This window comes from Dongia sp., from assembly GCF_041906375.1.
GTDB lineage: Bacteria > Pseudomonadota > Alphaproteobacteria > Dongiales > Dongiaceae > Dongia.
In genome coordinates, this window is record NZ_JAYRJJ010000001.1 from 1,113,193 (window position 1) to 1,125,982 (window position 12,790).

Genomic DNA, 12,790 nt, shown 5'->3' on the forward strand with positions numbered 1-12,790 from the left:
CCGTCATTATTTGTTGAGCATGGGGAGATTTAGCCCCTGCTCGCGGGCACATTCAATGGCGCTTTCGTAGCCGGCATCGGCATGGCGCATGACGCCGGTGCCGGGATCGTTGGTCAGCACGTTGCGCAGGCGCTTGTCCGCCTCCGCAGACCCGTCGCACAGCACGACCATGCCGGAATGCTGCGAGAAGCCCATGCCGACCCCGCCGCCATGATGCAGGCTGACCCAGGTGGCACCCGATGCGGTGTTGAGGAGGGCATTGAGCAAAGGCCAGTCGGAAACGGCATCGGACCCGTCCCTCATGCCTTCTGTTTCGCGGTTGGGGCTGGCGACGGAGCCGGAATCGAGATGATCGCGGCCGATGACGATGGGGGCCTTGAGTTCGCCCTTGCGCACCATCTCATTGAAAGCGAGGCCTAGGCGCATGCGCTGGCCCAGACCCACCCAGCAGATGCGCGCCGGCAGGCCTTGGAACTTGATGCGGCTGCCGGCCATGTCGAGCCAGTTGTGGAGATGCTTATCTTCCGCGATGAGTTCCTTCACCTTGGCATCGGTCTTGTAGATATCCTCCGATTCACCAGAGAGAGCGACCCAGCGGAACGGACCGATTCCGCGGCAGAAGAGGGGACGGATATAGGCGGGCACGAAGCCTGGAAAATCGAAGGCGTTGGCAACACCTTCTTCCTTGGCCATCTGCCGGATGTTGTTGCCGTAGTCGAAGGTGGGTATGCCCATCCTTTGGAAATCAAGCATGGCGCGCACCTGCACGGCCATGGATTGCTTGGCGGCCTTGATCACGGCAGTTGGATCCTTCTGGCGCATCTCGGCGGCCTTGGCGAGGCTCCAGCCGGCCGGGAGATAGCCGTTCAACGGATCATGCGCGCTGGTCTGGTCGGTCACCATATCCGGACGTAGCCCTCGCTTCACGATCTCCGGGAAGATGTCGGCGGCATTGCCGAGGAGACCGATGGAGATCGCCTTGCCGTCCCTCTTCGCTTTTTCGAGGAGGGCGAGGGCTTCATCGAGTGTGGCCGCCTTGGTGTCGACATAGCGCGTCTCGAGCCGCTTCTCGATGCGTGAGGGCTCGCATTCCACCGCGATCATCGAGGCGCCGGCCATCGTGGCGGCGAGCGGCTGCGCACCGCCCATGCCGCCGAGGCCCCCGGTCAGAATCCAGCGGCCCTTAAGGTCGCCGCCATAATGCTGACGTCCCGCTTCGACGAACGTCTCATAGGTGCCCTGAACGATGCCCTGGCTGCCGATATAGATCCAGGAACCGGCCGTCATCTGGCCGTACATCATCAGGCCCTTGGCATCCAGCTCGCGGAAATGCTCCCAGGTCGCCCAGTGCGGCACCAGATTGGAATTGGCGAGGAGTACGCGCGGCGCATTTTCATGCGTGCGGAACACGCCGACCGGCTTGCCGGATTGGATCAGCAGGGTCTCGTCGCCTTCCATCTTCTTCAGCGTCTCGACGATTTTGTCGAAGCAGGCCCAGTTGCGCGCCGCCTTGCCAATGCCGCCATAGACCACGAGCTCGCCAGGATTTTCCGCCACCTCGGGGTCGAGATTGTTCATCAGCATGCGCAACGGCGCTTCGGTCGCCCAGGACTTGGCGTTGAGCTGGGTCCCGCGGGGGGCGCGGATGATCCGCTGGTTCGCGGCGGGGGCGGTCGCATTCATTATCGATACCTCATGACGTTAACTTGTATATACATGTATGGACAATACCATGCTCCCCCGACCTCGACAACCGTCTAGCTAGTGTGTCGGCGGCTGTATAAGCTCAATCGTTAACAGGGGTGTCAGGGGACAGAATGTCTAATGAAATGAAGGGGGTGCTGCTGGCGATCGGCGCGACGATCGGCTGGAGTCTCAGCGGCGTCTTCATCCGCTATATCCCCGAGATCGACGCCTGGACCTTCAACGCCTATCGCGGCGCCAGCATGAGCGGTGCGCTCATTTTGTGGATGCTGCTGCGCTACCGTGGCGAGACGGTCGCACATTTCCGTCAGGCGACGCTCATCCCCCTGGTTGCCACGGCCGGTTTCTTCGGCATCGGTTCCTCGCTCTATATCCTCGCCATGCAGAAGGCCAGCGTGGCTGCTGTGTCTTGTGTGGCGGCGACCTCGCCGCTCTTTGCCGCTCTCTTGGCTTGGGTGTGGCTCGGCGAGCGCACGCGGCTGATGGTCTTTGCCGCCATCCTCGTGGCGCTGATCGGTGTCGCTGTCGTGGCCTTCGGCGAGAGCGGTGCCTCGCTCACCGGCCTGCAAGGCTCGCTCATCGCCCTTGTCGTGGCGCTGTGCTTTGCCGGCCAGAGCGTCACCTTGCGCCGCTATCATTCGGTCGAAATGGCGCCCTCGCTCATCGTCGGGGGCTTCGGCATCTTTGCGGTTGTCGCCCTGACGCAGGGATTGGCACCTATCAGCCGCAATGAATTCCTGATCCTGGCCGCCATGGGCGCGGTACAACTTGCCCTGCCGCTCGTCCTCTATATGCGCGGTGCCCGCTATGTGCCGGCGGTGCAGATGGTCCTGATCTCGCTTGCCGACGCCTTCCTCAATCCCTTCTGGGTGTGGCTGGTCCATGGCGAAGTGCCGGACAGAAGCGTATTCTTGGGCGGCGCACTGATCCTGGGTGCCATCGTCGCCGTCACCTTGCGCCGCGCCGCCCCCGACAACAGCACGCCAGCAACCTGAGAGCGATCCGATGAAATTCGACAGCGTCAACGTCATGTCTGAAATCGTCCAGCACGTATCCGAGGACGATCCGCTTTGGGTGCCTCTGACCGATCAGGTGCAATTGCGCCCGCTGATGTTCGATTGCTCTAACGGCGCCTGGTCGAACCTGTTGAAGGTGACCCCGGGTGGCAGCTTGGCCTGCCACTATCATACATCGCCGGTCCACGCCTTCGTCGTCGCTGGCGCCTGGCGTTATCTGGAGCATGACTGGATCGCCGATACCGGCAGCTTCATCTACGAGCCGCCGGGAGAAGTGCATACGCTGGTCGCCGATGAAAAGCGCGGCATGACCACCTTCTTCGTAACGCGCGGCTCGTTGATCTATACCGATTCCAGCGGCAAGCAGATCGGCTATGAGGACGTGTTCACGCGGCTGGCGCGCTTTCGGGAGCACCTGGCGCAGTCGGGGCTGGACCAGACAGTTGCTGATCAATTGATTCGCTGAACCTGGCGGCAATCAAGGTGTAGGCGACCGGTACCACGAAGAGCGTGAAGAAGCTGCCGAAGGTGAGGCCGCCGACGATCACCCAACCGATAGCCTGGCGTGATTCGGCGCCGGCACCTGCCGCCATGGCCAGCGGAATTGTGCCGAGCACCATGGCGCCGGTCGTCATCAGAATCGGCCGCAGGCGCAGGATCGCTGCCCCGATCACCGCTTCCTGCAGGCTGAGTCCGGTGGCGCGGCGCTGGTTGGCGAATTCGACGATCAGGATGCCATGCTTGGTGATGAGGCCGATGAGCGTCACCAGCCCGATCTGGCTATAGACGTTGAGCGTGCCGCCGGTGAGATGCATGGCGAGCAATGCGCCGGTCATCGCCAGGGGCACCGTCAGCATGATGATGAACGGATCGCGGAAGCTTTCGAACTGCGCCGAGAGCACCAGATAGATGAAAGCCAGCGCCAGGATAAACACGGTGAGGCCGCTCTGGCTTGAGGCGAGCAATTCGCGCGACTGGCCGGCATAGTCGAGCTGCATCGTGGGCGGCAGCAGCCGATCGGCAATTTGCTGCAAGGCGGCCAGCGCATCGCCAGAGGTGTAGCCCGGCGCCGCATTGGCCGAAATCGTCGCCGCGCGCAGCTGGTTCCAGCGGTTGAGATCCTTGGGCGCCACCGTCTCGCGCAATGTGACGAGATTGGAGAGCGGGATCATGGCGCCGCCGCCGGCCCGCACATAGATCAGCTTTGCCTGGTCGGGCGTGGAACGGGCGCGATCGTCGACCTTGACCACGACGTCATACTGCCTCCCTTCGCGCTTGAAGCGGGTCACGTCGCGCCCTGCAAGCAGGGATTCGATCGTCGTGCCGATGCGTTCGACCTCGATGCCGAGGTCGGCCGCCTTGTCGCGGTCGACCGTCAGGCGGATTTCCGGCTTCGACAGCTTGAGGTCCGAATCGGGGTTGGCGAGGCGCGGATCGTCGCGCGCCGCATCCAGGATCGCCTGGACGACTTCGTCCAATTCCTCGTATGTCCCGGTGCTGAGCACGACCATTTCGGCCGCCTTGGTATTGGGGCTTTGGCCGAGCGACGGCGGCACATTGGCAAAGACGTTGACGCCGGGAAGGGCCGCCAGCGGCTTGCGCAACTCGGCGGCGATTTCCTTCGAGGAGCGGTCCCGTTCGTCCCAAGGTTTCAGGCGCAGGGGCGCCATCGCCTGTGAGGGACTTTGATTGCCGGTCACGGTGAAATAGCTGTTGAGCTCCGGCACCGTGGCAAAAATGTTCTCGATCCGCTGTACGTAGCCCGACGTGTAGTCGAGCGTCGCACCTTCCGGCCCGGTCACTGACGCAAAGAGGATGCCGCGATCTTCGACCGGGGTCAGTTCATGCTTGAGCCCCATGAACAGCCAATAGGCAGAGCCGGCGACGAACAGAACGAGGACTACGATGAGCCAGCGCGCCGCCATGCAGAAGCGCAGGCCCGCCGCATAGCCTTTGGTGAGCGCCGTCAGGAAATATTCGATCGCGCCATAAATCGGCCCGTGCTTTTCGTGTTCACGGTCCGGCAGGATCTTGGCGCACATCATAGGCGACAAGGTGAGGGCGACGAAGCCGGAAACCAGGACGGCACCGGCCAAGGTCAGCGCGAATTCTGTAAAAAGCTTGCCCGTGCGCCCGCTCTGCAGCGCTACCGGCACATAAACGGCGGCCAGCGTGATGGTCATGGCCAGAACGGCGAAGGCAATTTCACGACTGCCGACAAGCGCGGCGCGCAGGGGACTGGCGCCTTCCTCGATATGGCGATGGATGTTCTCCAGCATGACGATCGCATCGTCGACCACGAGGCCGATGGCCAGCACGAAGGAAAGCATGGTGAGGGTGTTGAGGCTAAATCCGAGCGCATACATGATGGCGCAGGCGCCGATCAGCGACAGCGGAATGGTCACCAGCGGAATAAGCGTCGCGCGGAACGAACGCAGGAAAAAAATGATGACCAACAGGACCAGCACCACCGCCTCGGCGATGGCACGATACACATTGTCGATCGAGGTTTGGATGAAAGTTGAGGAATCATAGGCGATTTTCAGGCTCATGCCGCCGGGCAGGCTGGCCTGGATGGCCGGGAGGTTGGCGCGGATTTCGGCCGAGACGTCGAGCGGATTGGCCGTCGACTGCTTGATGATGCCGAGCGAGACGCCGGTCTTGCCGTCAATGCGAGTGCGCACTGAGTCGTCATAGGCGCCCAGTTCCACATCGGCGACATCGCCGAGGCGAACAAGAGCCTGCTCGGATTTTTTCACGATGATGGCCGCGAATTCCTCCGGCGAGGCGACTCCGGTATCGGATAGCACGGAGAATTCACGCGACTGGCTTTCGATCGTGCCGGCCGGCATCTCGACATTCTGCGCGCGCAGGGCATCTTCGATGTCCTGGACGGTGAGGCGGAAAGCAGCGAGGCGTTCCGGTTTCAGCCATATGCGCATCGCCGGCTTGCGCTCGCCGAAGATGCGCACCTCGGAAATGCCGGTCAGAGTCTGCAGCTTGTTCTTCACAAATCGGTCGACGTAATCGGAAATCTGCAACGATGAATCGACGTCGCTGGTGAAGGCCATCCAGATGATCGGCTGGGCATCCGCCTCGACCTTGGCGATGACCGGCTCCTCGACATCGTCAGGCAGTTTGCCGCGCGCGCGCGAGACGCGGTCGCGCACATCGGCGGCGGCTGAATCGATATCGCGGCTGGGGCGGAAGGTAATGCTGATGCGCGAGGATTCGGCGCGGCTGGCCGATTTGATGAAATCGATGCCTTCGATTCCGGAAAGACTTTCCTCCAGTTCCTGCGTCACCTGCAGTTCCATGATCTCGGCCGAGGCGCCGCGGAAGGTGGTGGACACGCTCACCACCGGTTCGTCGATGTCCGGATATTCGCGCACGGTCAGGCGCTGATAGGCGATGATCCCAATCAGCAGAATGACGAGGTTGATGACGGTGGCGAAGACGGGGCGGCGGATGCAGAGTTCAGGCAGGCGCATGGGGCTGTTCCTATGGCTGCGCTATGACGACATCGGCCCCGGGGCGCAGCTTGATCTGGCCGTCGGTGACGACCGTCTCGCCAACCGCAAGTCCATCCACGATCTGCACCTTGCCGGCTTGGCGAAGGCCGGTCTTGACTGGTTTCATGACCGCCTTGTTATCCTCCACCGCATAGACGAAGACCCGGTCACCGCGCACGACGAGGGTCTGTTCAGGAACAATGACCGCGTTGTCGACCTGGCCTGCATTGATTTCGACTTCGATGAAAAGGCCCGGTTTTAAACGTTTGTCGGCATTGTCGATTTCGGCACGCACGGATACCGCGCGGGCCGACGGGTCGAGTTCCGGGTCGATGGCGAGAATCTTGCCTTGAAAGTTTTCGCCGGGAAACGCGTCGGTATGGATATCGACCCGCGTCCCCTGCTTCAGCGCATCAAGTTCAGTCTGCGGCACGGAGAAATCGACATAGAGCGGATCGATGCGGCTGAGGGTGAAGATCGCCTGGCCAGGAGAAAGGTATTCGCCGACGCTGACCTGACGCAAACCGAGTACGCCGCTGAAGGGGGCCGTGATGCGCGTCTTAGCCAGATTGGCCTGCGCGAGATTAAGGGCGGCTTCGGCGATGCCGAGCTCCGATGCAGCCTCGTCCATTGCCTTCGGCGTGCCGACGCCCTTGGCCATCAGATTGCTGGCGCGTTCGGCATTGGCCAGCCACAATTTACGCTTGGCATCGGCTTCGGCGACCTGGGCGCGGTAGATCGTGGTGTCGAGCTCCGCCAGCACATCACCTTTTGCAACTTCGCCACCCTGCGCTGCCGAGACGCTGACGATGCGGCCGGCGATCTCGGGGCTGATCGTGACCGTGTCGGATGCCGTCAACGTCCCGACCGAGCGCGATTGACGGATAAGGGTCTCGGCCGTCGCCTTGGTGACATAGACCGCAACCGGCGGTGCCTTGGAGCCGGCGCCAGGAACCTGTGCTGCTTCGGAGGAGGGTAGTAAGCCGGCGGGAATGAGATCGACCGGCAGGCGGTCGCGGCCCCAATAGAAGGCTATCGCGAGCGCAAGCAACGCGATCAGGGCCAGGAAGCGCGGCAGATGCGATCGTCTCTTCGGCTGGTTCATTGTGAGTGTCGGTTTCCGAATCGATTAAATGGGCGAATTCACCAGAGAATGCGGCAATCCAATACGCAGATTTCGCCCGGCGGGATCTGTTGACGTCGGCTAATCGGGTCCTGCCGCCGGGCATTTCACGGTCTGGCAGACGAAACCCTGCGTTCTCCTTAACATAGAGGCAAAAGGTGACAGGACCGAAGCGGCAATGTGTTGCGCCGCAAGGCAAACCGTCTCGGAAATGGCCTCCTGCCGACAACTCGTCAGAAATCCGTGCCTTGCGTGTTGACAGCTACCGCGGGGTTGCAGTACATGCTGCCCCGCCGAACAGACGAGGCCGCGCGCCGGCTTCGACCCTGTCATGCGCGGGTGTAGCTCAGTTGGTTAGAGCGCCGGCCTGTCACGCCGGAGGCCGCGGGTTCAAGTCCCGTCACTCGCGCCATTCTCCCTTTCTGAAAACCAGAATGAAATCAGCCAATTAAGGCCCGTTCGGGACTTAATTCACGCTGCTTTCTGGTGGTTTTTGCCCTTTCTTGGCCGCATTAACGTCTTTATAGTGAGGCCCGCCCGGAGTCGTAACTTTCTTTGCGATCAGGGTCTTTTGCGCTGCGAAAAATTGGCGTAAAGGACCGCTGCAAATCCGGGGTGGATGTGCCCTCTCACCGGCTGCCGGCCGAGGCGAGGGGCGTATGGGGTGATGGAGCGTAGGAAAGCATCGCGGGATGGACGACCTACTCAAAGAATACCTGCCGATCCTGATCTTTCTGATCATTGCATCGGCGCTCACGCTGGTGATGGTCGCGGCCTCCCTGATTCTTGGTAAGCAGAACCCGGATTCGGAAAAGCTGTCGCCCTATGAGTGCGGTTTCGAGGCGTTCGACGACGCCCGCCGCCAGTTCGACGTGCGCTTCTATCTCGTCTCGATTCTCTTCATCATTTTCGACCTCGAAGTGGCGTTCCTGTTCCCCTGGGCTGTTTCGCTCGGGAATATCGGGCTTTTCGGATTCTGGTCGATGATCATCTTCCTTGGCGTTCTCACCGTAGGTTTCATCTACGAGTGGAAAAAGGGCGCCCTAGAGTGGGAATAATTGGGGAATGGGAGTAAGCCAAATGAGCCAGCCCCAAACGGTGCCAGCCAATAGCGGTATTCTGCGTCCAGGCCCGGCCCAGGATCAGATCCTGACGCAGGTGACCGATGAACTGCAGGACAAGGGCTTCGTCGTCGCACAAATGGACAAGCTGGTGAACTGGGCACGTACCGGTTCGCTGTGGCCGATGACCTTTGGTCTCGCCTGCTGCGCCGTCGAAATGATGCATGCCTATATGGCACGCTACGACCTTGACCGTTTCGGTGTGGTGCCGCGCGGCTCACCGCGTCAGTCCGACGTGATGATCGTGGCCGGAACGTTGACGAACAAGATGGCGCCTGCCTTGCGCAAGGTCTACGACCAGATGGCCGAACCGCGCTGGGTCATCTCGATGGGCTCCTGCGCCAATGGCGGCGGCTACTATCACTATTCTTATGCCGTCGTCCGCGGCTGCGACCGTATCGTGCCGGTCGACGTTTATGTTCCGGGCTGCCCGCCAACGGCCGAGGCGCTCGTTTATGGAATTCTGCAACTGCAGAAGAAGATCCGACGTACCTCGACGATCGCGCGCTAAGGCGTGGATCAGAGAAGCGTGCTAGGGGAAGGGTAGGGACAACACCATCATGACGGATGTCTATCGCGAGCTCGGCGATTATATCGCCGCCGCCCTTGGTGATGCGGTGCTGCGCACTGAAATCGCCTATGGCGAATTGATGGTTTATGTGCCGGCGGCGCGTATCGAGCGCGTGCTCGGCTTTCTACGCGACGATGGCAATTGCCAGTTCAAGATGATGATCGACATTTGCGGCGTTGATTATCCGGACCGGGCCGAGCGCTTCGATGTCGTCTACAATCTGCTGAGCCTCAGCCTCAATCGCCGTTGCCGCGTTAAGGTCGCGATCGGCGAGGACGAGGCTGTCCCGAGCGTGGTCGCAGTCTATCCCGGCGCCGGCTGGTTCGAGCGCGAGGCATACGACCTCTATGGCATCTTCTTCGATGGCAACCCGGATCTCCGCCGTATCCTCACCGACTATGGTTTTGAAGGGCACCCGTTCCGGAAGGACTTCCCGCTCACCGGCTATGTCGAGGTCCGCTATGACGAAACGCAGAAGCGCGTCATCTACGAACCCGTAAAGCTCACGCAGGAATTCCGCTCGTTCGATTTCCTTTCGCCCTGGGAAGGCATGCTGCAGCCGCGCCCCGTGCTGCCGGGCGATGAAAAAGCCGGTGAAGCCCCGGCTGGGAAGACAAACTGATGGCCGAAACGCATATCAAGCCTATGACCATGAACTTCGGGCCGCAGCATCCCGCGGCCCACGGCGTTCTGCGCATGGTCATGGAGATGGACGGTGAAATCGTGCGCCGGGTCGATCCGCATATCGGCCTGCTGCATCGCGGCACCGAGAAGCTGATCGAATACAAGACCTATACCCAGGCGATCCCCTATTTCGATCGTCTCGATTACGTCAGCCCGATGTGCCAGGAGCACGCATTCGTGCTCGCCGTAGAGAAGCTGCTGGGTCTCGAAGTGCCGCTCCGCGGCCAGTACATCCGCGTCATGTTCGACGAGGTGACGCGCATCCTCAATCACCTCCTCAACATTCCGGCCTACGCCATGGATGTCGGCGCCGTGACTCCGTTCCTGTGGGTGTTCGAGCAGCGCGAATTGCTGATGGAATTCTACGAGCGTGTCTCGGGCGCGCGCCTGCATGCGGCCTATTATCGGCCGGGCGGCGTGCATCAGGATCTGCCGGCGGGGTTGCTCGACGATCTTTGGGCGTGGAGCGAGAAGTTCCCCAAGGTCGTCGACGATATGGAGGGCCTGCTCACCGAGAACCGCATCTTCAAGCAGCGCCTGGTCGATGTCTGCCCGGTCTCGGCCGAGGATGCCATCGCCTGGGGCTTCACCGGTCCGGTTCTGCGCGCCTCGGGCGTGCCGTGGGATCTCAGGAAGTCGCAGCCCTACATGGTCTATGACCGGATGGATTTCGACATTCCGGTCGGTAAGCATGGCGATTGTTACGACCGCTATCTTGTCCGCGTCGCAGAAATGCGCGAGAGCCTCAAGATCGTTCGCCAGTGCATCAAGGAGATGCCGGGCGGGCCGGCGAGTTCGGTCGATCACAAGGTGACACCGCCCAAGCGCGGCGAGATGAAGCATTCGATGGAAGCGCTCATCCATCACTTCAAGCTCTATACCGAGGGCTACCACGTGCCGGCGGGCGAGACCTACACCGCCGTCGAAGCGCCCAAGGGCGAGTTCGGCGTCTATCTGGTGTCCGATGGCACCAACAAGCCGCATCGCTGCAAGATCCGGGCGCCCGGGTTCCCGCATCTCCAGGCCATGGATTTCCTGTGCAAGGGCTACATGCTGGCGGATTCGGTGGCGATCCTCGGCTCCCTCGACATTGTGTTCGGTGAGATCGACAGATGAGTGCTAACGCAAACACCGATGTGGTCCAGCCGGACAGCTTCGCCTTCAGCGCGGAGAATCTGGAGAAGGCCAAGAAGATCATCGCGAAGTATCCGGAAGGCCGTCAGCCTTCGGCGGTGATGCCGCTCCTCGACCTTGCGCAGCGCCAGCATGGCTGGATTCCGCGCGCGGCGATGGATGTCATCGCCGGCATGCTCGACATGGCGCCGATACGCGTCTACGAGGTCGCGACCTTCTACACGATGTACAACCTGCAGCCGGTCGGCAAGCACCTGATCCAGATCTGCCGCACGACGCCCTGCTGGCTGCGCGGCTCGGACGGTCTGACCGACTATCTCAAGAAGCGCCTTGGCGTCGGCATGAAGGAAGTCACCAAGGATGGCCTCTTCTCGATGATGGAAGTCGAATGCCTCGGTGCCTGCTGCAATGCGCCGATGGTGCAGATAAATGATGATTTCTACGAAGACCTGACGCCGGAAACGCTCGGCAAGGTGCTCGACGAACTGGCTGCCGGCCGCAAGCCGCAGACTGGTCCGCAGAACGGACGCCGCGCCTCGATGGCCGAAGGCGGCAAGACGACGCTCGACGAGATTCCGATCTCCTACGATATGTCGCGCGATCTGGTAGGAGGTAAGTGATGCTCCAGGACAAGGATCGCATCTTCAAGAACATCTACTGCCAGGACGATTGGCGTTTGGCGGGGGCCCGTCGTCGCGGCATCTGGGACAATACCAAGGCGCTGCTTGAAGTTGGCCCGGACAAAATTGTCGACGACATCAAGGCGTCGGAACTGCGCGGTCGCGGTGGCGCCGGCTTCCCGACCGGCATGAAATGGTCCTTCATGCCCAAGCAATCCGACGGCCGTCCGTCCTATCTCGTCGTCAATGCCGACGAATCCGAACCCGGCACCTGCAAGGACCGCGAAATCCTGCGCTTCGACCCGCATATGCTGATCGAAGGCTGCCTCATCGCCGGTTTCGCCATGCGCTGCAAGGCGGCCTATATCTATGTGCGCGGCGAGTTCTACCAGGAAGCGATGCATGTCCAGGCGGCGATCGATGAAGCCTATGACGCCGGCCTCATCGGCAAGAACGCATCGGGCTCGGGTTACGATTTCGACGTCTATCTGCATCGCGGTGCCGGCGCCTATATCTGCGGCGAAGAATCCGCGTTGATCGAAAGCCTCGAAGGCAAGAAGGGCCAGCCGCGCCTCAAACCGCCTTTCCCGGCGGCCTGCGGCCTCTACGGCTGTCCGACCACGGTCAACAATGTCGAAACCATTGCGGTGACGCCGACCATTCTGCGCCGCGGTCCTTCCTGGTTCGCCGGTCTCGGCCGGCCGAAGAATGTGGGCACCAAGCTCTTCTGCGTTTCGGGCCATGTGAACAAGCCCTGCAATGTCGAAGAAGAGATGGGCATCCCCTTGCGCGAGCTCATCGACAAGCATTGCGGCGGCGTGCGCGGTGGCTGGGATAATCTGCTGGCAGTCATTCCCGGCGGCTCCTCTGTACCGATGCTGCCCAAGCATATCTGCGACGACGTGCTGATGGATTTCGATTCATTGCGTGCGGTGCAGTCGGGCCTCGGCACGGCGGCCGTTATCGTCATGGACAAGTCGACCGACTTGATCGAAGCGATCACGCGCTTTGCGCATTTCTACATGCACGAAAGCTGCGGCCAGTGCACGCCGTGCCGCGAGGGCACCGGCTGGATGTTCCGCATCATGACGCGCTTCGTGAAGGGCGATGCCGACCCGTCCGAAATCGACATGCTGCTGGAAATTTCCAAGCAGATCGAAGGCCACACCATCTGCGCGCTGGGCGATGCGGCGGCGTGGCCGATCCAAGGTTTGATGCGTCATTTCCGTCCGGTGGTCGAGCAGCGCATGCGCGACTTCCGCGGTCGCCAAGCTGCTGAATAAGAGACTGCCGGGTAGGGCAGGG

11 protein-coding genes and 1 tRNA gene are annotated in these 12,790 nt (G+C 61.4%); 9 read left to right on the forward strand and 3 right to left on the reverse strand.

The features are described 5' to 3' along the window. Positions 1–6: 6 nt before the first annotated feature. Positions 7–1,683 carry a urocanate hydratase gene (gene hutU / locus ACE3OA_RS05200; protein WP_374308612.1) on the reverse strand — a complete coding sequence of 559 codons (1,677 nt, stop codon included), beginning with the start codon at positions 1,681–1,683 and terminating at the stop codon, positions 7–9. 134 nt (positions 1,684–1,817) lie between these two features. Between hutU and ACE3OA_RS05205 the strand changes: the two genes are divergently transcribed. Both ACE3OA_RS05205 and ACE3OA_RS05210 read left to right on the forward strand, forming a co-directional pair. Further along, on the forward strand, positions 1,818–2,699 hold the full coding sequence (locus ACE3OA_RS05205; RefSeq protein ID WP_374308614.1) for a DMT family transporter: 882 nt from the start codon (positions 1,818–1,820) through the stop codon (positions 2,697–2,699). A gap of 10 nt (positions 2,700–2,709) precedes the next feature. Continuing rightward, entirely contained in the window at positions 2,710–3,186 is a 477-nt protein-coding gene (locus ACE3OA_RS05210; RefSeq protein ID WP_374308616.1) for a 2,4'-dihydroxyacetophenone dioxygenase family protein, read from the forward strand. Here ACE3OA_RS05210 and ACE3OA_RS05215 read toward each other — a convergent pair. Further along, positions 3,107–6,211: an efflux RND transporter permease subunit gene (locus ACE3OA_RS05215; protein ID WP_374308618.1), complete on the reverse strand. Its 3,105-nt coding sequence runs from the start codon at positions 6,209–6,211 to the stop codon at positions 3,107–3,109. The two genes, ACE3OA_RS05210 and ACE3OA_RS05215, sit on opposite strands and share 80 nt — an antisense overlap. A gap of 10 nt (positions 6,212–6,221) precedes the next feature. Continuing rightward, entirely contained in the window at positions 6,222–7,337 is a 1,116-nt protein-coding gene (locus tag ACE3OA_RS05220) for an efflux RND transporter periplasmic adaptor subunit (protein WP_374308620.1), read from the reverse strand. Between the two features lie 353 nt (positions 7,338–7,690). Here ACE3OA_RS05220 and ACE3OA_RS05225 point away from each other — a divergent pair. The 7 genes from ACE3OA_RS05225 to nuoF all read left to right on the forward strand — a co-directional run bounded on the left by ACE3OA_RS05225 (position 7,691) and on the right by nuoF (position 12,768). After that, positions 7,691–7,767, forward strand: a tRNA-Asp gene (locus ACE3OA_RS05225). A gap of 280 nt (positions 7,768–8,047) precedes the next feature. Further along, positions 8,048–8,413, forward strand: coding sequence for an NADH-quinone oxidoreductase subunit A (locus tag ACE3OA_RS05230; protein WP_374308622.1), 366 nt, complete (start codon positions 8,048–8,050; stop codon positions 8,411–8,413). A 22-nt stretch (positions 8,414–8,435) separates the two neighbouring features. Then, entirely contained in the window at positions 8,436–8,987 is a 552-nt protein-coding gene (locus ACE3OA_RS05235; RefSeq protein WP_374308624.1) for an NADH-quinone oxidoreductase subunit B family protein, read from the forward strand. Between the two features lie 49 nt (positions 8,988–9,036). Continuing rightward, on the forward strand, positions 9,037–9,669 hold the full coding sequence (locus ACE3OA_RS05240; RefSeq protein ID WP_374308627.1) for an NADH-quinone oxidoreductase subunit C: 633 nt from the start codon (positions 9,037–9,039) through the stop codon (positions 9,667–9,669). Next, positions 9,669–10,847: an NADH-quinone oxidoreductase subunit D gene (locus ACE3OA_RS05245; RefSeq protein ID WP_374308629.1), complete on the forward strand. Its 1,179-nt coding sequence runs from the start codon at positions 9,669–9,671 to the stop codon at positions 10,845–10,847. Before ACE3OA_RS05240 ends, ACE3OA_RS05245 begins: the two co-directional genes overlap by 1 nt. Continuing rightward, a complete protein-coding gene (gene nuoE / locus ACE3OA_RS05250; protein ID WP_374308631.1) occupies positions 10,844–11,485 on the forward strand; it encodes an NADH-quinone oxidoreductase subunit NuoE in 642 nt (213 codons plus the stop codon). The genes ACE3OA_RS05245 and nuoE overlap by 4 nt, the downstream gene beginning before the upstream one ends. Then, positions 11,485–12,768 (forward strand): NADH-quinone oxidoreductase subunit NuoF, encoded by a 1,284-nt coding sequence (gene nuoF / locus ACE3OA_RS05255; RefSeq protein WP_374308633.1) that lies wholly within the window; start codon positions 11,485–11,487, stop codon positions 12,766–12,768. The genes nuoE and nuoF overlap by 1 nt, the downstream gene beginning before the upstream one ends. The last annotated feature ends 22 nt before the right edge of the window (positions 12,769–12,790 follow it).

Excerpts from the sequence above, each read along its gene's own strand:
- ACE3OA_RS05245 (WP_374308629.1), top strand. The coding sequence starts at position 9,669 with ATGGCCGAAACGCATATCAAGCCTATGACCATGAACTTCGGGCCGCAG.
- ACE3OA_RS05215 (WP_374308618.1), bottom strand. The coding sequence starts at position 6,211 with ATGCGCCTGCCTGAACTCTGCATCCGCCGCCCCGTCTTCGCCACCGTC.
- ACE3OA_RS05210 (WP_374308616.1), top strand. The coding sequence starts at position 2,710 with ATGAAATTCGACAGCGTCAACGTCATGTCTGAAATCGTCCAGCACGTA.
- hutU (WP_374308612.1), bottom strand. The coding sequence starts at position 1,683 with ATGAATGCGACCGCCCCCGCCGCGAACCAGCGGATCATCCGCGCCCCC.
- ACE3OA_RS05235 (WP_374308624.1), top strand. The coding sequence starts at position 8,436 with ATGAGCCAGCCCCAAACGGTGCCAGCCAATAGCGGTATTCTGCGTCCA.
- nuoF (WP_374308633.1), top strand. The coding sequence starts at position 11,485 with ATGCTCCAGGACAAGGATCGCATCTTCAAGAACATCTACTGCCAGGAC.
- ACE3OA_RS05240 (WP_374308627.1), top strand. The coding sequence starts at position 9,037 with ATGACGGATGTCTATCGCGAGCTCGGCGATTATATCGCCGCCGCCCTT.
- ACE3OA_RS05230 (WP_374308622.1), top strand. The coding sequence starts at position 8,048 with ATGGACGACCTACTCAAAGAATACCTGCCGATCCTGATCTTTCTGATC.
- ACE3OA_RS05220 (WP_374308620.1), bottom strand. The coding sequence starts at position 7,337 with ATGAACCAGCCGAAGAGACGATCGCATCTGCCGCGCTTCCTGGCCCTG.
- nuoE (WP_374308631.1), top strand. The coding sequence starts at position 10,844 with ATGAGTGCTAACGCAAACACCGATGTGGTCCAGCCGGACAGCTTCGCC.
- ACE3OA_RS05205 (WP_374308614.1), top strand. The coding sequence starts at position 1,818 with ATGTCTAATGAAATGAAGGGGGTGCTGCTGGCGATCGGCGCGACGATC.